We start from the raw sequence: 20,359 nt of genomic DNA on the forward strand, positions 1-20,359 counted from the left end.
AACGGACGAACCGGCATGGGAGCGAACCGACGGAATCGGCTGGCCTGGGCCACGGACCCGATGCCGCAGGGCTTTCCAGCTCTTGAGCGCGGCTCACTGTATCAGCGGCATCCGCGCTTCCTACAATCGCCGCGCATTCCTGCGGACGCCTTCATGAGCACCAAGCCCCTGGTGATCTCCCCATCGATCCTCTCGGCCGATTTCGCTCGCCTCGGGGAGGAGGTGAAAGCAGTCGATCAGGCCGGCGCCGATTGGATTCATGTGGATGTGATGGATGGACGCTTCGTCCCCAACATCACGATCGGCCCCCTGATCGTTGACGCACTCCGTCCAGTGACAACAAAGCCCCTGGATGTTCACCTGATGATCGTGGAGCCGGAAAAGTACGTTCCCGATTTCGCGAAAGCCGGCGCAGACATCATTTCTGTGCAAGTGGAAGCCTGCCCGCACCTGCATCGCAACCTGGCTCAGATCAAGGATCTCGGCAAGAAAGCCGGTGCAGTGCTGAACCCCAGCACCCCAATCGACACGCTTGAGTATTGCCTTGAGCTCTGCGATCTGGTGTTGATCATGAGTGTGAACCCAGGCTTCGGCGGCCAAAGCTTCATTGAGAGCCAGGTTCAGAAGATCCGTGATCTGCGCCGCATGTGTGATGAGAAGGGTCTTGACCCCTGGATCGAGGTCGACGGCGGCATCAAAGGAGCCAATGCCTGGAAGGTGATTGAGGCGGGAGCCAACGCGATCGTGAGTGGTTCCGGCGTGTTCAACCAGCCTGATTACGCCGCAGCGATTCAGGGCATTCGCGATAGCAAGCGACCCGAAGGCGTGCTCGTCTGAGCCCCTTTCAATGGAGATATCTCACAAAGCCCCGCCTTGGCGGGGCTTTTTTTATCAACCAACGCGTCGGGCCTCAGCTGCCGAAGAACCAGCCATAGCTGTGCAGACCGATTCCCAGGAGATTCACGCCGATGTAACAAACCACGATCACAACAAGACCGACCGCTGCGACAAGCGCAGGTCGACGGCCCTGCCAACCACGACTGAGACGGGTGTGAAGGTAGGCGGCATACACAAGCCAGCAGATCAGAGCCCAGGTCTCCTTGGGGTCCCAGCTCCACCAACTTCCCCAGGCTTCGTTCGCCCACACCGCTCCACTGATGATGCCGACCGTGAGCAACAAGAAGCCAACCGTGATCGTTCGATAACTGAGGCTGTCGAGCTGTTCAATCCGTGAAAAGGCAACCGAGGAGAGTTGAAGGTCGCCAACCGCAAGTGCCGCTCCATCGGGTCCTTGCAGGGCAGCCCGGCGAAAACCTCCGCTGCCAATCGAGCTGCTGCGGAGTTCGAGCGCATCGCCGCGATCCACGAACAACACGGCCAGTGACAGCAGCGAGCCGACCAACAGGGCCGCGTAGCTGACCATGATCACGCTGACATGCATCACGAGCCAGCTCGAGCGGAGCGCAGGCACCAGAGGGGATGCTTCCTGAAGCCGATCTGGCAGAGCAAAACTGGCGAATGCAACGCAGCCGAGCCCCATTGGTGTGGCCGCTGCAGCCACCAGGGGAGAAGCCCAAGCGCGCTCCACTAGCAATTGAGTGAGGGTGCAAGCCCAGGCCAGGAAACAGAGAGATTCGTAGAGGTTGCTGATCGGAAAGTGCCCTGACTGCCACCAACGCAGAACCAGTTGGGCTGTGAAGGCGAGATTGGCAAGAGCCACCAGAGTTCGCACAGCTCCTGAGCTACGCCCCGAAGACAGTGCCCAAAACGCCCAGGGAAGAGCAATGAGCAACAGAGCGAAGGCGATGAGCCCCAGTAGCAACACGGGCTCATGCAAGGCGGCATCCAGGATGGGCATCAGTGGATCAAGAACGCAATGGAACAACCGATCAGACGATTCTGACCGCCGCAATCAACGACTGGCCTGACGCAGCAACACTCCACCTCCGGCCAGACAAATCAAAACGGGTGACCAGGCGGCGATGAGTGGCGGCAATGTGCCCTTCACACCGAGAGAACTGAAACTGAAACTGAGCACGTAATACACAAGGATGAGCACCACGCTGATGCCAAACCCCTGACTGCGACTGGTGCGGCTGTTCGGCTTGGCTCCGAGGCTGCTGCCAATCAAGCCAAAGACCAGACAGGCCATCGGCAAGGTGAATTTCTCCTGGATTCGCACCCGCAGGCGCCGCGCCTCCTTGCGATCGCCCGCGTCCAGAAGCAAGCGTTCCGCCTCGACGGCCTCGGCGACGGTCATGTTGTTGGCGTCTTTCGGCAACTGGGCGACCCGAATCGGTGCCGCACTGAGTGGATAGAGATACCGATCAAAGTCGGCGGCCGTGGTGCTACCCGATGGGGTGAGGGTCAGGATCTGGCCATCCAGAAATTCCCATTTGCTCTCGCGGTCGTTCCAGTTGGCACGTTTGGCCACAAGCATCTGGGTGAAACCAACCCGTGAAAAATCAAGCACCGTGACGTCGCTCATCGTGCCGTCGCGGAACTCACGGGCATAGAACAGCTGAGCCAAGCCCTTGTCGGACTGCCCATCGGCACCAGCGAGGCGGCCGAAACGGGAGTACACAATGTTGTCTCCCTTTTCCGTAGCGATCGCCTTACCAAGAGCTCGCTGCAGAGTGATTTCTGCCGAGCGGTTGGTCCGAGGAACGATCACATCGTTGAACACGAAGGTGAGTCCGGTCATCAGCAACGCCAGCACCAGCGCAGGCGCGATCATGCGACTGGCACTGACACCAACACTGCGCAGGGCCGTGAGCTCACTATTCGCCGATAGACGGCTATAGGCGAGCAGCGTGGCCATCAAGGTGGCCATCGGAAAGGAGATCACCAGAAAGCTGGGCAACCGCAGCATCAGAACCCGTACGGCGATCAACACCGGCAAGCCTGATTCGACAATTTTGCGCACGAGCTCGAACATCACCCCTACCGAAAGGGAGACCACCGTGAAGGCAGCGATGGCGAACAAAAGGGGGCCAATCAGCTCCCCCAACAGCCAGCGATCCAGGAGCGGAATGCGGCGGGCCTGACTGGTCACGCGAGAGCGCAGGGACTCGATCACAGCTGAAAGCCCTCCCCGAGATAATGACGGCGCACGAGGGGATCATGGGCCACGTCCTGGGAGGGACCCGAAGCGAGAATGGAACCGTCCGTAAGGATGTAGGCACGGTCAGTGATCGCAAGGGTTTCGCGGACGTTGTGATCGGTGATCAGGATGCCCATACCCCGATCACGAAGCACCTGGATGAGTTGCTGAAGGTCGGCCACGGCCAGGGGATCGACCCCGGCAAAAGGTTCATCCAGCAGGAGATATCGAGGTCCCTCAAGACCAACGGCAAGGGCACGGGCGACTTCACAACGACGGCGTTCCCCACCCGAGAGCTGATAACCACGGCGGTCCAGGAAAGGACCGAGGTGAAAGTCATCAACCAGCTGATGCAAGCGCTCGCGACATTGCGGGCGGGGGAGACAGCTTTGTGCCAGAACCAATTCCAAATTCTCCCGCACCGTGAGCTGACGGAAAACACTCGGTTCCTGAGGCAAATAACCAATGCCGAGTCGCGCCCGCTGAGGCATCGCCAAACCGGCGATCGGGTGACCATCGAGAAGGACCTGACCACGGTCAGGTCGCAGGAGTCCGATCACCAGATTGAAGGTGGTGGTCTTGCCAGCGCCATTCGGTCCAAGCAGGCCGATCACCTCGCCAGGATCAAGGGAGATGGAGAGGTCACGAACCAACGGCCTGCCACCAAGGGTGAGGGCCACCCGTTCCAGGGAGAGACTCATGGGGTGAATGGGGTTTGAGCTGGGCCTACCCCGGGGGGGTTCTTGGTTTCAGTAGCGGGTTGACGAATCACCATCTGACTAAACACCTGCGCTCCCTTGGCTGGTTCAGCGACGGCGCGCTCGTCATCGAGCAGATAGACCACACGCTCCGCCCTCAAGGTGTTGCCGCCCTCCTGAATCACGTCAACATCACCGCTGAGCACCAGGCGACCCTCTTTGCTGAAGTACTGAGCCTGTCGTGATGTGGCCACCATCTGGCGGGCTGGATAAACGATCCGCACATTGCCAAGGGCGGTCACCACACCGGTGATGTTGTCCGCGCTCTGAGTGTCCGATTCAATCGTGATCAAACCTTTGGGACCGTCTGAAGCCTGCACAGCTGGGGCAGGTCCGGCCGAAACTTGGGCTGGCTGCGGTTCGGCCTTGACACCGCCAATGAGCAGCATCTGAACCAATAGTGGTGCCAGTGCTGTCAGCCGGGAGACGAAAGCTGGCAAAGGGGGCCATCAGCGAAAAGCCAATGTACTGACAACCCGATCAGCGTGGATGCAGGGTTGGGGCCTCCAGAACATCCGGGTCCTCCCCGTGCTGCAACGCCTTTAAACGCGCTGTCACCTGGTGCTGCAGCGTCAGAAGGTCGAGACCAAGATCGGGGGCTGAAGGGGAAGCGAACCGACCAAGCCCCTCGCCGAGCAGGATCGTCGCCCCACGCTGATTGCCATTCTGAAGATGCACGTGGGCCACTGCCACCTGAATCAGGCCCTGTAAAACGCGGCGCTCAGGCCCTGATGTCTCGTGCCAGAGCTCTTCGAGAACATCGTGGGCTGCGTACCACTCCTTCCTGTTGAAGAGCGCGATGCCCTCACAGAAACGGGGATCCGACTGAATGGTCAGCGAATCCCCTGAACTCTGCTCACGATTGGAGGGCGACGAACTCAACGCTTCGCCATCTTCTTGGCTGGAAGCTTGCGAAGACGAATCGATTCCGGAGTCACCTCCAGCATTTCGTCAGGTCCGATGTATTCAAGGGCCCTTTCTAGGGTCATCTGAATGGGCGCCTGCAGGGTATCGAGTTCATCAGCACCGGCCGAGCGCATGTTGGTGAGCTGTTTGGCCTTGCAGATATTGATCTCCAAATCCTGGGGGCGGTTGTTCTCGCCGATGATCATTCCCTTGTAGACCTTCGTGCCAGGTGAGATGAAGAATTGACCGCGATCTTCAGCATTCTTCAGGGCATAGAAGGTGGCAGTTCCCTCCTCGAAGGCAATCAGGACGCCGTTCCTGCGGGTATCGAAGTCGCCAAGCATCGGCCTGTATTCGAAGAAGGAGTGGCTCATGATCCCTTCGCCCCTGGTGGCACGAATGAACTCACCTCGGAACCCGATCAGACCACGGGAGGGAACGATGAACTCCAGCTGGGTGCGTCCGTCCTGTCCGGTCTCCATGTTCTGCATCTCGCCTTTACGGGTTCCGAGCTTCTCGATGCAGGCCCCGACGGATTCCTCGGGGACATCCATCACCAGAGTTTCCACAGGCTCACAGGGGGTGCCATCGATCGTGCGGAAGATCACCTGAGGCTGCGACACCTGGAACTCATACCCTTCGCGACGCATGGTCTCAATGAGGATGCCAAGGTGGAGTTCACCACGTCCGCTCACAGCAAAGCGGTCGGGGGAGTCGGTGTCTTCCACCCGCAGAGCCACGTTGGTGAGCAGCTCCCTCTGCAGACGGTCGCGAACCTGACGGCTGGTGACGAACTTTCCTTCCTTTCCGGCGAAAGGGGAATCGTTGACCACAAAGGTCATCTGCAAGGTGGGTTCGTCCACCTTGATCAGAGGCAGAGCTTTCGGTTCGTCCGGGCAAGCGATGGTCTCGCCGATGTTCACATCGTCGAAACCTGCCACGGCAACGAGGTCTCCGGCGGAAGCCTCCTCAATCTCAACCCGCTGCAAACCTTCGAATCCGAGCAGTTTGCTGATCCGGCCACGCTTGACGCTGCCGTCGTCCTTAATCAGAGAGGCGCTCTGACCCTGCCGAATCACACCGTTATGGACGCGTCCGATAATGATGCGACCTAGGAAATCGGAGTAGTCAAGAGTCGTGATCTGAAGCTGAAGAGGCTTCTCAGGATCACCGACCGGCGGCGGAACATGACGCAGGATCGCGTCGAACAGCGGCCGCATGTTGTCGCTTTCGGTCTTCATATCGGGCTTGGCGAAGCCGCCAAGACCACTGCCGAACAAATAAGGGAAATCACACTGATCGTCATCGGCACCAAGCTCAATGAACAGATCGAGCACCTTGTCGACCGCCGTTTCGGGATCAACCCGGGCGCGATCGATTTTGTTCACGAACACGATCGGGCGAAGGCCCTGCTCCAGGGCCTTTTTGAGCACGAAGCGGGTCTGGGGCATGGGCCCCTCGTTGGCATCCACGATCAGCAGGCATCCATCCACCATGCCCAGCACACGCTCCACTTCACCACCAAAATCGGCGTGACCAGGGGTGTCAACGATGTTGATACGCGTGTCGCTGTAGGTGACCGCTGTGTTCTTCGAGAGGATCGTGATACCGCGCTCACGCTCCAGGTCGTTGGAGTCCATCACGCAGGTCGGCACCGCCTCGTTGTCACGGAAAATCCCGGACTGACTGAGCAGGGCGTCGACCAGGGTCGTCTTGCCGTGGTCAACGTGGGCGATGATCGCGATGTTGCGAATCGCCTTGTTCGGGGCGCTCATTGGGGTCCGTGACGGTCTGAAAAGAAGGCTGGGAGTCGCCCGCAGGCGCAGCCGGCCCAGGCTATCTCAACGTGAGATCGGTCAGGATCCAAGCTGACTGGTGCGCTCCGGCCGCTCCGCCCGCAGACTGCCCCGGGTCACCCCAAGCCGGTGGTCGATGCGCTCACGTCGCCAGACAGCCTGGGAGGGAATCTCACCAGTCAGGGCCTGGGCGTAGAGGCGAACACGACGGAGCGTCGACGGCCCGTCTTCATCCAAAAGCTCCAGGCGGAGGTGACGCACACCAGCGGCGAGCAGATCAGGAAGGGCTTCCACCCCACTTTGGGCCCGACCGTTGAACAAGGTGTTGCGGCAGCCGAGATCGGCCTGGAGCGGATGCTCAACACCGCTGCGGTCACGCAGATGCACCACGTGGTGTTCGCAAGGCCTTCCGCAATCGGTGTGATCGTGCCCTTCAGAGAGGAAGGCGCAGAAGAGGCAATGCTCCATATGAAACAGCGGCATGTGTTGATGGAGGGTCACCTCAAGCGCGCCTGGGTCCACCCCGGTGATGAGATCCAACAACTGATCAAGATTGAGGTCATAGCTCGCGGTCAGGCGCTGGAGCCCCCACTGATCGCTGTACCAGCGATGGGTGAGTGGATTCGCCGTGTTCAAGGAAAAATCGCCGATGCAGGGAGCGAGGGGAGTGAGGGTCTCCAGCTGATCGGCATTGCGCACCAGATAGCCCTCCGGATTGGCACGGATCAGTGGCTCAAGGCTCCAACGTTCATCCGGTCGAGTGATCCGTGGCCCGGCGAGACGCAAACCATCAGGCCAAAGACCACGCCCGATGGAAACCGCCGTTTTCAGATCGGCCGGTGCTTCGAGATCGGCGACCACTCCGGCCAGCGGGAGTCCATCAGATTCAGAAGCGAGCGCGCGCAACTGCTCAAGACTGCGCACCAGCACATGTAGAGACGGGGGCCGACTCCTCGAGTCAGTCGAAACAGAATCGGTGCTGTGGCGCGGCAGACAATGCTCCAGCGCCTGGGCGATGACACGCTGATCGGACTCTGGACTCGCTGGCGAAGAGTTTGTGAACGAAGGGGCATTGCAGGAAGCAAGACCCATATCCAACTGATCCAACAGCTCCCGACGCAAGCGGTTGAGCTCTGCGAGGGGAAGAAACAGTGCGTCAGGCAGATCGATCTCCAGGTGATCCAAGCGCCAACCACTTCCTCCCAGCCGGCCGATCTGACGTTCAAGCCGCTGGCGATCCAGGCCCTGATCTCTAGCCGCTTGGAGGGGCATGCTGCTGCGCACGCTGAGGCGAGCCCCAGAGGATGGAACAGGCTCGAGCAACTCCAGGATCAACGGATGGCCATCCATTCCGGTGACGCGGAGCCTGAGAGCCCGCTCTTGAATGGGCGTCTCCCGGCCAACCTGCCGCTGCCAGTAGCTCTGCCATTGGGGATCCCCCGTAAGCCAGATCGGCGCACCCGGGAGAAGTCCGCGCAAATCGAGACGCCCCGGACCGAGACGCAACCGCAATAAAGCCGCGCCACAGGGCTCCACGCGCATAATCCGGCCACCCACCTCAAGAGGCGGCCGCAATGCTTCACCAGCACCAGCTTGCACTTCCATGACCAGCCCCTGACCGCAGGTCAAGGGTTCGTCCGTCCGGACCACAAGCCAGCCCTGCGCTTCCACGCGCTCAAGCTGACCCACCACGGGGCCACGTTTCTTGCTCCAGCGGCCGTGCACCAAACGACGGTGATTGACCCCTGCCAACCAACCACTGGATAGACCACGAGAGAAGCCGAGCTCAAGCTGGCGCTGAACGGCGATGGGGTCAGGCTCCAGACCATCCAGCTGCTGGCGATAGGCCTGGGTCACCGAGGCCACGTAGGTGGGGTCTTTTAAGCGGCCTTCAATTTTGAAACTGGCGATCCCCAGATCAACGAGCTCCGGAAGCAGGGTCCAGGCCGATAAATCCTGCGGGGACAGGAGGTAGCGCTGATCCCCGAGGTCACGGGCCTCACCATCGACAATCAGCTCATAAGGAAGACGGCAGGCCTGAGCGCACTCGCCCCGATTGGCACTCCGCTGCCCAAGGGATTCACTGGTGAGGCACTGTCCCGAGTAAGCCACACACAGGGCACCGTGGACGAACACCTCCAGGGGCATGGACAGATCGCGATCCTGCAGCTGGTTCTGAAGTCGGCGAAGGTCCTTGAGCGCTAATTCACGGGCCAACACCACCCGTTGGCAACCAGCTGCTGCCGCCTGGGCCACCCCCGCTGCACTGGTGATCGACATCTGAGTCGACGCATGCAGCGCCATGGAAGGCACAAGCTGCTGGGCTAACAAACAAAGCCCCAGGTCCTGAACGATCAAGGCATCGACACCGGCCCGGTGCGCAGCCAACAGAAGGGACGCGGCTGCCTCCAACTCATCGCTGAACACCAGCACGTTGAAGGTGAGGAAGCCCTTGACACCTCTGGCGTGCAACCACTCCATGATCTCTGGTAGGTCCGCAAGTCGGAAGTTCTCAGCACGGAGCCGGGCGTTGAAGGCCTCCACGCCGAAATAGACCGCATCAGCACCCTGGGCCACGGCAGCCTTGAGAGACGACCAATCACCGGCGGGGGCCAGCAGCTCAGGGAGCAGCGAAGCTCTCAAGATCCCTGCGCGAGACGACGGGCGGGCTCAAATTCGCGGAGCGCCTCCGACGAGCCCTCGAAACGCCAATGCCAGGGTTCGTAGCTCACACCCTGCGCATTGCCGTCCGGAAAGGAGAGGGTGAAGTGATAACTGGCGGCGTGATCCTGAAGCCAGCGGAAGGCCCGAGTGCTTTCAAAAGACTGGGAGAGATTGGTGCCCGGATCATCACCATCTCCCACATCAACGGCGAAGCCGGTGCTGTGCTCCGAATAACCCGGAGGAGCACTGACCTTGGCGCGCTCGCTTGCGGTCTGATTACGAGCGGATTTCACATCGAAGAAAATCCCCTTCTGAAGCGCATGGGAGCGATAACCGCTCAGCAAGCGCAAATCCACACCATCGGCAGCCGCCGCTTGCTGTAGAGCCCGGAAGGCCTCGGCGGCATCTTTATGCAGTTCGATGCCCGCCTCAACACCGACACGATCCACCACAGGCACCTCGGGATAAGGGAAGTGACCGAGAAGGCGTCCATCCCCTGAAGGCTGTTCGACGATGCCTTCGACAACGGAAGACGGTGCAGAAAGACGAGCCAGCAGAGAAGGTCCAAACAGGACCGCTGCCAAGGCACCACTAAAGACCAATCCACAGGACAGCAGGAGGGCTGCACCTCCACCGCCACCAGCACCTGCTCCGCTGCGGCGACCAGCGCGCGTGCGTCGTGCGACGGGAATGTCGTCCCGGCTGGTGCGACGGGGCGCAACGGCGCGAGCCACAGCTTTGATGCAGTCTTGTGACGATCGTAAGGGGGGGCGCCAGACCCGTTCCACAGCGAAGGTTCCGGCGGTGGTAGCTTCGCCACAACAATCCAGCGGAGTCAGGCTGAGATGCTTCGAGTTGCCGTCGTCGGTGGTGGTCCTTCTGGGTCCTGCGCCGCTGAAGTACTCGCCAAAGCCGGTATTCAGACTTGGCTGTTCGAGCGAAAACTCGACAATGCCAAGCCTTGTGGAGGTGCGATCCCCCTCTGCATGGTGGATGAGTTCGACATCCCAGACGAGATCATTGACCGCAAGGTCCGCAACATGAAGATGATCTCCCCCTCCAACCGTGAGGTGGATATCAAGCTTGATCCTCTCGGCTACGACCGCAACGCCTACATCGGCATGTGTCGCCGCGAAGTGTTTGATGCCTTCCTGCGCAATCGCGCTGCAGATCTCGGCACCACCCTGATCAATGGACTTGTCCAGAAGATCGACACCGGCAACAACCGACAGGGTCCTTACACACTTCATTACGCGGACTACAGCTCTGGCGGCCCCACAGGCGAGCTCAAAACCCTCGAGGTCGACTTGATCATCGGAGCCGACGGAGCGAACTCCCGGGTGGCCAAAGCGATGGATGCCGGCGATTACAACGTCGCCATCGCCTTCCAGGAACGGATCAAGCTTCCTGCGGAGGAGATGGCCTATTACGAAGATCTCGCCGAGATGTATGTGGGTACCGACGTGTCCCCCGACTTCTACGCCTGGGTGTTCCCCAAATTTGACCATGTGGCTGTCGGCACCGGCACCATGCAGCAGAACCAGTCGCTGATCAAGGGTCTTCAGAAGGGCATTCGCGAACGCGCGAGCAAGCGACTGTTCAAAGGTGAAGTGATCAAGGTCGAAGCCCACCCCATTCCTGAACATCCACGGCCCCGTCGTGTGGTGGGGCGCATGGCGCTGGTGGGTGATGCAGCTGGCTACGTGACCAAGAGTTCCGGCGAGGGTATCTACTTCGCCGCCAAGAGCGGTCGCATGTGCGCCGAGGCCATCGTCGAAATCGCCAATAAGGGCTCTCGCATTCCCACAGAAAAGGAGATCAAGTCGACCTATCTGAAGCGCTGGGACCGCAAATACGGTGCCACCTACGCCGTGCTCGACATTCTGCAACGCATCTTCTATCGCAACGACGCGGCACGCGAGGCCTTCGTCGAAATGTGTGATGACCGTGATGTACAGAAGCTGACCTTCGACAGCTATTTGTACAAGCGAGTGGTGCTGATGAATCCATGGCAGCAAATCAAGCTGACGCTTCGCACACTCGGAAGCCTGCTCCGTGGTGAAGCTCTAGCGCCTTCTGATTACGGTCCCGTTCCTTCTGCTGTCGGTCGCTCCGATGGTGACTTCCTTGCAGAAGAAGCTGCGCACGCGATCAAGGCACAGGCAAAAGAGAAAGAAACCGCGGAAGTCAGCTGAAGCTTTTCGCCTCAGCAATGAGCCCCTCATGAAAAAATCAAGCTGGAGTCACTTCAATGACTCAAGCTTTTTTGTCAGGACTGAATCAGTTCGAAACGGGCCAGTTGCGAGGCCTGGTTCCGCAGTACAGCGAGAAGATTGAGGCGGTTATCGCGAAGCTGGGGGTCATCGGCCATCACCATCACGCTCTGATCACCATCAAAGAACGCCTCGAGGGCAGGCGTTGCCTCGTCTAGGGCACTGGCAAGCGCCTGGTAATCCCTCGACAACGCCAGGGGAAGCAAGCGAGTCACGACATCAAACATCGCCTGTTCACTGGGCGACTCGAACCGTGCCGGATCGACCACGCCACTGGCATCAAGCACGGAGCTCGCCAAGTCTCCTTTTTCCGCCAGACGAGCGGCACGCTGAACCACAGCCTGCACACCCCCAAGTCGCCCCTGCTTGCGCAGGCTTGCCAGCAAACGAATGCGATCAAGCACATCCATCGGATCCGACAAGAGACGTCCATCGGTCACGCCCTCGCCGGCAACCGCCTGGACTAGATCAACGCCGTGGCCATCCTCCTCCAATTGCGACTGGATCCGCTGACGCAGAAGCAGCACTAGATCTGCGACCAAACCACTGGTATTCACTTGAAACGCCGGGAACAGTGCGCTCCAGTGATCGGCTGCGGCCTGCAGAAGTTGGAGTAAATCCAGCCGCCAACCCTGATTCCAGAGGATCTGAAGGACACCATTTCCGGCACGACGCAGTGCGTAGGGATCAGACGAGCCACTGGGGCGTTCCCCCTTGGCAAAGATGCTGAGCAACAGCTCCAGCCGTTCGGCCAGGGCCACAACGGCGCCAGCATCACTGCTGGGGAGGTGATCACCAGCCCCTCGCGGCAGGTAATGCTCCACAACCGCCAGGGCCACAGAACGCGGCTCCCCCTCCTCCAGCAGATACTTACCACCCATCAACCCTTGTAACTCAGGGAATTCACCAACCATCTGGCTGACCAGATCGTGCTTGCAGAGGTGCGCGGCACGGATTGCAGCAGATTGCGCCGCGGCATCAAGACTGAGCTGATCCAGCAACTGGGCTGTGAGCCATTCGATTCGATCAACGCGATCACGCAGACTTCCCAGCCCCTCTGCAAACGTGACCCGGTCGAGGGCGTCACGGCGCTCGGCACTGGGCTGACGGCGATCAACGGTGAGGAAAAACTCGGCATCGGCCAGCCGGGCACTGAGAACACGCTCATTACCGCGGCAAATGCGCTCTGCAGCAGCATCCAATCCATTACTGACCAGCAGGAAATCAGCACAGAGCACCTCTCGGGCTGTGAGCCGCAACGGATCAGTGGCCACATCCGGACGTCGAAGAGGGACGTAGCGCTGATGGGACTGCATCACGGTGACGATCACCTCAGGTGGAAGATCGAGGAAGCGATCAGCAATCGCCCCTGCAAGCACCATCGGTGACTCCACAAGATCGACGAGCTCCTCAAAAAGCGAGTCCGGGCAGTCGGGTTCACCCTGCAACGCCTGAGCCTTGGCACCCAAGGCTTCCCGAATCAACTGAGCACGCTGGTCGCGATTCACCAGGACACCCGCTGCAGCCATCGCGGATGCATAGGTCCCGGCGTTGGAGAGCTCGACAACCTCAGAGCTAAGGCGGTGGGGGCGACTGCAACGTCCGCTGTTCACCACTGGATCGCTCCCCTGCAGAGCCACAGGAATGATCTGGTCGCCCTGGAGGGCCACTAACCAACGCACGGGCCGACTGAAACGCTGGTCACCTGAGCCCCAACGCATGAAGCGCCTGCCCTGGAGAGCATCGATCCAAGTCGGAATGGCGTTCTGGAGCAGCTCACGGGTCGTTTGCCCCTTCACGAGGACGGAAGCGAAGACACAATCACCCTTCGGAGTGGGGCGGACCTCCAGAGCTGAAGGGTCCACACCACAACGACGAGCAAAACCAATGGCGGCCGGTCCCGGCTCGCCGTTCACGAAGGCCTGGGCCACAGGGGGGCCCTTGCGCTCCTCCTGGAGATCATCCTGCCCATCGGCCAAGTTCTCGACCAGCACGGCCAGGCGCCTCGGGGTGCTGGTGACCTGGATGTCACCGTGATCCAGCCTCCACTCCTTCAGATCACGCTGCAGGCGCTCCCGTAGCTGGGGTAAGGCCAGACGCGCAAAATCGGCGGGCAGTTCCTCGGTACCGATCTCGAGCAGAAAGGTTGCAGCCACGCCGTTGAGCTCATCCAGTGGCTGACTGTATTGGAAGCCGTTTCGCTACCTTCAGAAGGGATTGATCCGAGTGCCAGTGAGCCAGAGCGACGTCGATGCTTCAACGGGTCTCGAAGACCATGGCAGCGGCGCGGTCTCCCAGGCTCTGCCGAAGGCCGAACAGCGCAAGCTCGACAGCGATTATTTGCGAGAGCCCCTGCTGACTGAGCTGAAGAACGAGCTGCCTCAGTTCAGTGAAGACGCCCTGCAGATCCTTAAATTCCACGGCAGTTATCAACAAGATGATCGCGACCGCCGCGAAAAGGGTCGTGACAAGCATTGGCAGATGATGCTGCGGCTGCGCAGCCCGGGTGGCCGCATCCCCGCTGATCTGTTCCTGGCACTGGATGATCTTTCGGATCGCCTCGGTGATGGCAGCCTTCGGGCCACGACGCGCCAGGCATTCCAGATGCATGGGGTGGCCAAATCTGACCTCAAAGAGGTCATCGGAACGATCATCCGTCAAATGGGCTCAACGCTTGCGGCCTGTGGAGACATCAACCGCAACGTGATGGCTCCGGCGGCCCCATTTGAAAAAGATGGCTACCCAGCGGCACGACAACTGGCCGACGAGATTGCTGACCTGCTCAGTCCGGAAGCTGCTGAAGGCTCCTATCTAGACCTGTGGGTGGATGGAGACCTCAGCTATCGCATCAAACCCAGTCGTGGCGTGAAAGCGGCCAGACAAAGGCAAAAAGAAGGTGGTGTGAACTCAGGGAGTGAGCAGGAACCCCTCTACGGCGACACTTACCTGCCACGCAAATTCAAAGTGGCCGTCACCGTGCCCGGTGACAATTCCGTGGACCTGCTGACCCAGGACATTGGTCTTGTGGCCTTTGCCGATGCCACAGGAGCCCTGAAGGGTTGCAACGTGTACGTGGGCGGAGGCATGGGTCGAACCCATAACAAGGAGGAGACCTTTGCCCGCGTCGCTGACCCCCTTGGTTACGTCGCAGCCGATCAGGTGTTTGACCTGGTTCAGTCGATTCTTGCCCTCCAGAGGGACCACGGAGATCGCCGGCTGCGACGCCATGCCCGAATGAAGTATCTGCTTCACGACCGGGGGGTGCAGTGGTTCAAGCAAGAGCTAAAAGCACGCTATTTCCAAGGAGAGCTCAAGTCCCTCCGCAATGAGCCCAAGGCCAAGCTCGTGGATTATCTGGGCTGGCACCGCCATCGTGCAGGGATGTGGTTCGTTGGGATTCCCCTCCTCTGCGGGCGCTTGCAGGGCGAACTCAAAGCCGGCCTGCGTCGGATCGTGGAGACATATCAGCTCGAGATTCGCCTGACCCCCAATCAAGACCTTCTCCTCTGCAATATCGGCACTCCGCAACGGGCCGGAGTGCGACAGGCCCTTGCAGCGCTTGGCATCGAGACACCTGAATCCCCTGAGGCCCTGGCACGCCACGCCATTGCCTGCCCGGCACTGCCGACCTGCGGCCTGGCGATTACTGAATCAGAGCGAATTCTTCCGGAGATCCTCAAGCGGCTCAATACCCAACTGGAACGCCTGGCGATCAGTAAACCGATCCTGGTGCGGATGACGGGATGCCCGAATGGTTGTGCACGCCCCTACATGGCGGAACTCGGACTCGTCGGCAGCGGGGTCAATCAGTATCAACTCTGGTTGGGTGGAAGCGCCAATCTCCAGCGCCTGGCTCGTCCCTTCCTGGACAAAATGCCGTTGGAATCGCTGGAAACCACCCTTGAGCCTCTGCTGATCAGTTGGCGCGAAGCCGGAGGGCGGCGCACCCTTGGTGATCACATCAGCAAGCTGGGCGATGCAGCGGTGAGCGAGCTGCTCACCAGCACCTAATCCGAGCGTCCGTAGACCGCCTCAGCGGCCGCTGTACGCCAAGCCCACAGTTGATCTCCGTAACTAAAGTGCCACCACTCATTCGGGTGACGCACGAATCCCGCCACGCTCAGACATGACGCGAGAAGCTCACGGCGTTCATGCCAGACAGCTTCGGCTGAGTCGGGATTCCGATGCGCGAGCTCCGAGTAAAAGTCCGGCTCTGAGACAGAACCGATCGCATCAATCTCCCCCCCCATATCCAGAGGCATGCCCGCCTCGGAGACGAGTGTGAGATCCACAGCAGCTCCGGTGCTGTGGGGAGGGGGCGTTGTTGGGTCTGAAGAAGGGGGAGCCCAGAAGCGCTCAACAAGCTGTCTCACCTCCTCATGCCTCGAGGCCTGGCTTGGTTGATTGGCATCCAACTGTCGGCGCCTGCATTCCTCTAGGAACGCATGCTCCACCATGAAGGACTGAACAACCACTGGCCTCCAGGCATCGAAAATGCCGAGCCGCAGGGACGGCTGAAGCCGCTGAAGCTCATCCTGGGCCAGAAGCAATCGCTGCCGAACCCCCTGCCGCAGCCGGAAGGGATCGGAGCCGGGACCGTAGGGAGCCCCCAGAGACACATAGGGATGCGGCCGCAAACAAAGGAGAGCGGGCTCCAAGGGCAGCAGAGGCTCACCGCAGTCCCTGATTGGACAATCACGCCAGGGCCTGACCATCAGGACAAGGGTCGTTGCGGCCAGATTGCCAGACCTCAATGCAACGCCCTCAACAAGAATGCAAAAGCTGCATCATTTCCACAGAGGGACAGGCGTTTTCCCCAGATTGAGTCTCACGCGGCTCATTCCCAGGGCGATCGTCAACCAGACAACAGGCGGGGATCTTCCATAAATCTTGACAAGTCCTAAGAAATTCTTTCATCTCAAAAACAAAGAGAGGGTCGGCCCTGAAAACGAAGGCCAACACTGAAATCCTTCCTTCCCAACAAAACCAATGAGCGGAATCGACAATGGGCAAACATCGCTGAAACAAGCCCCAAAACGGTGTTGCAAAACACAGAAATCAGAAGGCAACAGTGGCGCAAGTCTCAGAAGGGACTCAAGCCTGTGGAGAACGTTGTCAGCTGAGCGGTCTCAGTTCAGCTGGCCTGCTGCGGTCAGACGACGTTGCTGTTCCTCAAGCAATTGACGCAGAGTCGGGTACTGCTCCAAAGCGGGATCCTGGCTAATGAGGCTTGAAGCCTCCTCCCGCGCTTCCTCGAGCACACTGCCATCATCCGCAAGACTGGCCAGGGCGAGATCAGGCAGGCCCGACTGGCGTGTTCCAAGCACCTGTCCTGGTCCGCGCAAGCGCAGATCCATCTCAGCGATCTCGAAGCCGTCATGGGAGCGCACCAACACCTCAAGTCGCTGACGAGCCAGCAGATTGCGGCTGTCATTCACCAGGAGACAGTGGGACGCTGCAGCACCGCGCCCGACACGTCCGCGCAGTTGATGCAATTGGGCCAGACCGAAACGATCGGCATGATCAATCATCATCACGCTGGCTTCCGGCACATCAACACCCACCTCCACCACGGTCGTAGACACGAGCACATCACAACGCCCTTCTGCAAACGCTCGGATCACAGCCTGCTTGTCAGCACTGTTCAATCGGCCATGCAATAAGCCCACGGATCGATCTGGAAAGATCTCCTCACTCAACTGGCGATGCACATCCACCGCTGATCGCAGATCAAGTTTTTCCGATTCCTCCACCAGCGGCAGAACCACGTAGGCCCGTTGTCCCTTGGCGATCTCTCTGGCGATGAGGTCATAGGCCTCCTGGCGAGATGTTGACGCCAGTAGCTGCGTCTGGATCGGGGTGCGTCCTGGTGGTAGTTCGTCGATCTGACTGACATCGAGATCACCGTGGAGGGAGAGCGCCAACGTTCGGGGGATCGGAGTCGCCGTCATCGTGAGCAGGTGGGGTTGCAACCCTTTGGCAAGCAATCGGTTGCGCTGCTTCACCCCGAACCGATGTTGCTCATCCACCACGACCAGCCCAAGGCGAGAAAAATCCACAGGATCTTCAATCAACGCGTGGGTTCCAACCAGAATCTGCAGAGTTCCGTTCGCCAGATCAGTCAGCATTCGCCGCCGAGCGGGCCTTGGCGTTGAGCCTGTCAACAGTTCCACCGTGACATTGAGTGGGATCAACCAACGACAAAGACCGCGATAGTGCTGCTCTGCAAGGACCTCGGTCGGTGCCATCAGAGCCCCTTGCCAACCTGACTCCACCGCCCTGAGAAGGGCCGCGATGGCCACCACGGTTTTGCCACTGCCCACATCCCCCTGTACCAATCGCGCCATCGGTTCTGCGCGAGCCAGATCCTGCTCAATCTCCGCCAACACACGCTGCTGTGCACCCGTGAATTGAAAGGGCAGCTGCTCGAGAAACCGACCAACCAAGCCATCCCGCTGGCCAGCAATCGACAACACCGGAGCCTGTCGCTGGCGCCAACGAGACCGACGCTGCATCAGACCGAGCTGTAGCAACAGGAATTCGTCGAACACAAGACGGCGGCGGGCTTGTTGCAGTTGCTCCCGGTCGCTGGGTTGGTGGATCACACGCAGGGCGTCCGGTCTAGGCATGAGCTGCCGGCGGCGTTGCGTCTCAATTGGCAGCGGGTCCGACCATTGGGATGAAGCCGGCAGGACCGTCTCCACGAGACTGCGCATGCGATCAGCACTCAGTCCCTCTGTGAGTGCATAAACCGGGATTAATCGACCGATCTGGCGGGAACGCAAAGGAGAACTGGCGCTCTCCATGACTTCAATCAGCGGATCCTGAAAACTCACGCCATAGGGGCCAGTTTTCACCAAACCACTGACGGCCACCGTGGCACCCGGAGGATAAAGACGCGCCTGAGCATGAAGGGCAGCAGGTGAACTGAAGCGACGACCGGCTAAGAAGCGTGTGACTTTCAAGCGGCCGGTGGGATCTTGCAGCTGCAGTTCGAGGATCGAAAGGTTGGGATTACGCGGACTCGTGAAGCCATGGCAACGACGCACTGTGGCCACGATCGTCGCCGTCTCCCCTGGCTCAAGTGCTTCGATCCGTCGCAATGCTGAGTAATCGACGTAGTCGCGGGGGAAATACAGCAAAAGGTCCCGCACCACAAGCAAACCAAGAGCGGCCAATCGTTCAGCAAGCTTTGGTCCAATCCCGCGAACCTTGGAGAGGGCTGCATCCAAGGCCAGCGACTCACGGCCGTTCCCTGTTGAAGACGACACTGGGGCCGCCTGAACACGGAGACGCGGCGGGGCCATGGGAGTGGAGGGCTCCAAGCGTTGGCGAAGGCCGTGGAGCCACTGACGCGTGGTGGTCACCAATCGCCGTCGAGACGGTTCCTCCAGCTCCGGATAGCCGGCGAACTCCTGGGCCAACGTCGCCAAACGGTGAAGGCTGTCCTGCGGCAGGGGACAGGGGGGAGGAGCAGCGCACTGTCGACTCAGGAACGCATGAAAACGCTCCTGACGCCCTTGCAGATTGGAGAAACCACGATCCGCTTCGAGGCCGAGGGCGGTCTGCAAAGGCTGCAGCCATGCCTTCAGAACATCCATCTCCCGCGCCGAGAGCGCAGGCTTCAGGCTCTCGTCTGGGGGTCGCTCGGAGGGCTGGGCCACCACTGCTCTTGCACCTGCCGGATCGTGGAACGCCGCTGCCAGTGGCGTTGCTTTTGCACCATTGTGAGCAGTTCCCGCCGCCGATGACGCAGACGCATGCGACAACGACGCAGCTCAGCGTGATCAAATTCCAGCTCTGAGGGACGAAGCAACAGGCAGCTGAGTTCGACCCACTGATCCACAGAGGCTTCAGGGAGTGGAACACGAAGCCTCAGAAGGTTGGACGCTGCCGGGAGACTCTCGACCTGACCACTCAGCGCTGCATCGAGCAGGCTGATGGGCAACAGGCTGGAAGCCAATCCTGAGCGCATCAGCTCAACATTCAACGCGTGGGACAAATTGCGCAGACGCCTCAACAAAGCACGATCAAGACCGTCCAACCAACGCACAAGCTCCCTGGGCATGGCTGGCAACAGACCAGACCCCGCCTCAGTTGAGGGGAGGGAACGGGGCCATGAATCCTGCTCTGAACCCCCTGAAGACTCGGCAGCAACCATCGCCTGGCCTGCCATCACGAACAACGAGCGCAACATCGCCAAATCAGATGTGGCTCCCTGCCCAGACCACTCACTCTGCAGCGAGTCGTCGTCCTCAATCTCGTCCTCCTCTGGAAGGCTCTGCTCATTGGGGATCCCCTCGTGGTCTGCCTCCTCGTGGTCTGCCTGCTCGAGCTCAGCCAAATCCATCTCGCTGTCCTCCTGCCCACCGTTAGGCAGGAGACCCTGAAGCAGCGAGGGCTGCTGGATCGGAGGATCCAGGCTCAGTTGGATCGACTGCGTCGCCCTAGGGCCTGAATCAGTCGGTGACAGCTCAGGGTGAACCGCGTCAGTCGGCCGATCCTCCAGCAACGCTTTCTGGGCTTGCTGGACTCTGACCACCTGTTCGCGCGAGATCTGACGGGAGAGATCCATCAGCTGCTCAATGGTGAGAAGAGAACAGCAGCGCTGAACCAGCGCATCAATCCTTCCCTGAATCTCGGCCCGTCGCGCCACGTCGATTGCCGCCAGACGCTGACCGTCATCAGCAGTCAATAGCGTGGCCAGAGACGCACGGACAGCTGGTGGGAGCAGATCTCGAAGGATCTGCAGATAAAGCGCCTGCTCGCGATAAAGACGTGGGGCCATGGACTGCCCCCACGTCTCAAGACGGGCAAGTTGTTCGCTGGGATCGTGCAACGGGGAAGAAATGCCGTATC

Annotated in this window: 15 protein-coding genes; 3 read left to right on the top strand and 12 right to left on the bottom strand. The window is 60.0% G+C overall.

All coding sequences use genetic code 11. From position 1 onward, the window contains the following. Positions 1 to 153 precede the first annotated feature (153 nt). A complete protein-coding gene (rpe, locus tag CWE17_RS05695; protein WP_131455395.1) occupies positions 154 to 837 on the top strand; it encodes a ribulose-phosphate 3-epimerase in 684 nt (227 codons plus the stop codon). Positions 838 to 910: 73 nt separating this feature from the next. On the opposite strand, the gene ccsB is transcribed toward rpe, so the two are convergent. The 8 genes from ccsB to CWE17_RS05735 all read right to left on the bottom strand — a co-directional run bounded on the left by ccsB (position 911) and on the right by CWE17_RS05735 (position 9,961). Continuing rightward, entirely contained in the window at positions 911 to 1,858 is a 948-nt protein-coding gene (gene ccsB, locus CWE17_RS05700; protein WP_131455396.1) for a c-type cytochrome biogenesis protein CcsB, read from the bottom strand. Between the two features lie 54 nt (positions 1,859 to 1,912). After that, positions 1,913 to 3,079: an LptF/LptG family permease gene (locus tag CWE17_RS05705; protein ID WP_131455397.1), complete on the bottom strand. Its 1,167-nt coding sequence runs from the start codon at positions 3,077 to 3,079 to the stop codon at positions 1,913 to 1,915. Continuing rightward, a complete protein-coding gene (gene lptB, locus CWE17_RS05710; protein WP_131455398.1) occupies positions 3,076 to 3,804 on the bottom strand; it encodes an LPS export ABC transporter ATP-binding protein in 729 nt (242 codons plus the stop codon). The genes CWE17_RS05705 and lptB overlap by 4 nt, the downstream gene beginning before the upstream one ends. Continuing rightward, positions 3,801 to 4,301 (bottom strand): hypothetical protein, encoded by a 501-nt coding sequence (locus CWE17_RS05715; protein ID WP_240789265.1) that lies wholly within the window; start codon positions 4,299 to 4,301, stop codon positions 3,801 to 3,803. Before CWE17_RS05715 ends, lptB begins: the two co-directional genes overlap by 4 nt. A 40-nt stretch (positions 4,302 to 4,341) precedes the next feature. Further along, complete coding sequence (locus CWE17_RS05720) at positions 4,342 to 4,743, bottom strand: DUF309 domain-containing protein (protein ID WP_240789266.1); 402 nt, start codon at positions 4,741 to 4,743, stop codon at positions 4,342 to 4,344. Beyond that, the gene (gene typA / locus CWE17_RS05725; RefSeq protein WP_131455399.1) at positions 4,740 to 6,542 is read right to left on the bottom strand and encodes a translational GTPase TypA; all 1,803 of its coding nucleotides are present in this window, start codon (positions 6,540 to 6,542) and stop codon (positions 4,740 to 4,742) included. The genes CWE17_RS05720 and typA overlap by 4 nt, the downstream gene beginning before the upstream one ends. A gap of 81 nt (positions 6,543 to 6,623) precedes the next feature. After that, positions 6,624 to 9,206: a U32 family peptidase gene (locus CWE17_RS05730; RefSeq protein ID WP_131455400.1), complete on the bottom strand. Its 2,583-nt coding sequence runs from the start codon at positions 9,204 to 9,206 to the stop codon at positions 6,624 to 6,626. After that, positions 9,203 to 9,961, bottom strand: coding sequence for a M15 family metallopeptidase (locus CWE17_RS05735; protein WP_131455401.1), 759 nt, complete (start codon positions 9,959 to 9,961; stop codon positions 9,203 to 9,205). Before CWE17_RS05735 ends, CWE17_RS05730 begins: the two co-directional genes overlap by 4 nt. A gap of 111 nt (positions 9,962 to 10,072) precedes the next feature. Between CWE17_RS05735 and chlP the strand changes: the two genes are divergently transcribed. Continuing rightward, a complete protein-coding gene (chlP, locus tag CWE17_RS05740; RefSeq protein ID WP_131455402.1) occupies positions 10,073 to 11,422 on the top strand; it encodes a geranylgeranyl reductase in 1,350 nt (449 codons plus the stop codon). 74 nt (positions 11,423 to 11,496) lie between these two features. Here chlP and glyS read toward each other — a convergent pair whose 3' ends face one another. Next, positions 11,497 to 13,656, bottom strand: a complete 2,160-nt coding sequence (gene glyS / locus CWE17_RS05745; protein WP_131455403.1) for a glycine--tRNA ligase subunit beta — start codon at positions 13,654 to 13,656, stop codon at positions 11,497 to 11,499. A 76-nt stretch (positions 13,657 to 13,732) separates the two neighbouring features. Here glyS and CWE17_RS05750 point away from each other — a divergent pair, with 76 nt between their 5' ends. Then, positions 13,733 to 15,511 (top strand): NADPH-dependent assimilatory sulfite reductase hemoprotein subunit, encoded by a 1,779-nt coding sequence (locus CWE17_RS05750; RefSeq protein WP_131455404.1) that lies wholly within the window; start codon positions 13,733 to 13,735, stop codon positions 15,509 to 15,511. Here the strand turns inward: CWE17_RS05750 and CWE17_RS05755 are convergent. From CWE17_RS05755 to CWE17_RS05765, 3 genes are all read right to left on the bottom strand, one after another. Further along, positions 15,508 to 16,158 (bottom strand): M15 family metallopeptidase, encoded by a 651-nt coding sequence (locus CWE17_RS05755; RefSeq protein ID WP_370318278.1) that lies wholly within the window; start codon positions 16,156 to 16,158, stop codon positions 15,508 to 15,510. The two genes, CWE17_RS05750 and CWE17_RS05755, sit on opposite strands and share 4 nt — an antisense overlap. 471 nt (positions 16,159 to 16,629) lie before the next feature. Next, a complete protein-coding gene (gene recG, locus CWE17_RS05760) occupies positions 16,630 to 19,167 on the bottom strand; it encodes an ATP-dependent DNA helicase RecG (protein ID WP_131455406.1) in 2,538 nt (845 codons plus the stop codon). Further along, the gene (locus CWE17_RS05765; protein WP_240789267.1) at positions 19,125 to 20,288 is read right to left on the bottom strand and encodes a hypothetical protein; all 1,164 of its coding nucleotides are present in this window, start codon (positions 20,286 to 20,288) and stop codon (positions 19,125 to 19,127) included. Before CWE17_RS05765 ends, recG begins: the two co-directional genes overlap by 43 nt. Between the last annotated feature and the right edge of the window lie 71 nt (positions 20,289 to 20,359).

The organism is Synechococcus sp. BS56D (assembly GCF_004332405.1).
Classification (GTDB): domain Bacteria; phylum Cyanobacteriota; class Cyanobacteriia; order PCC-6307; family Cyanobiaceae; genus Synechococcus_C.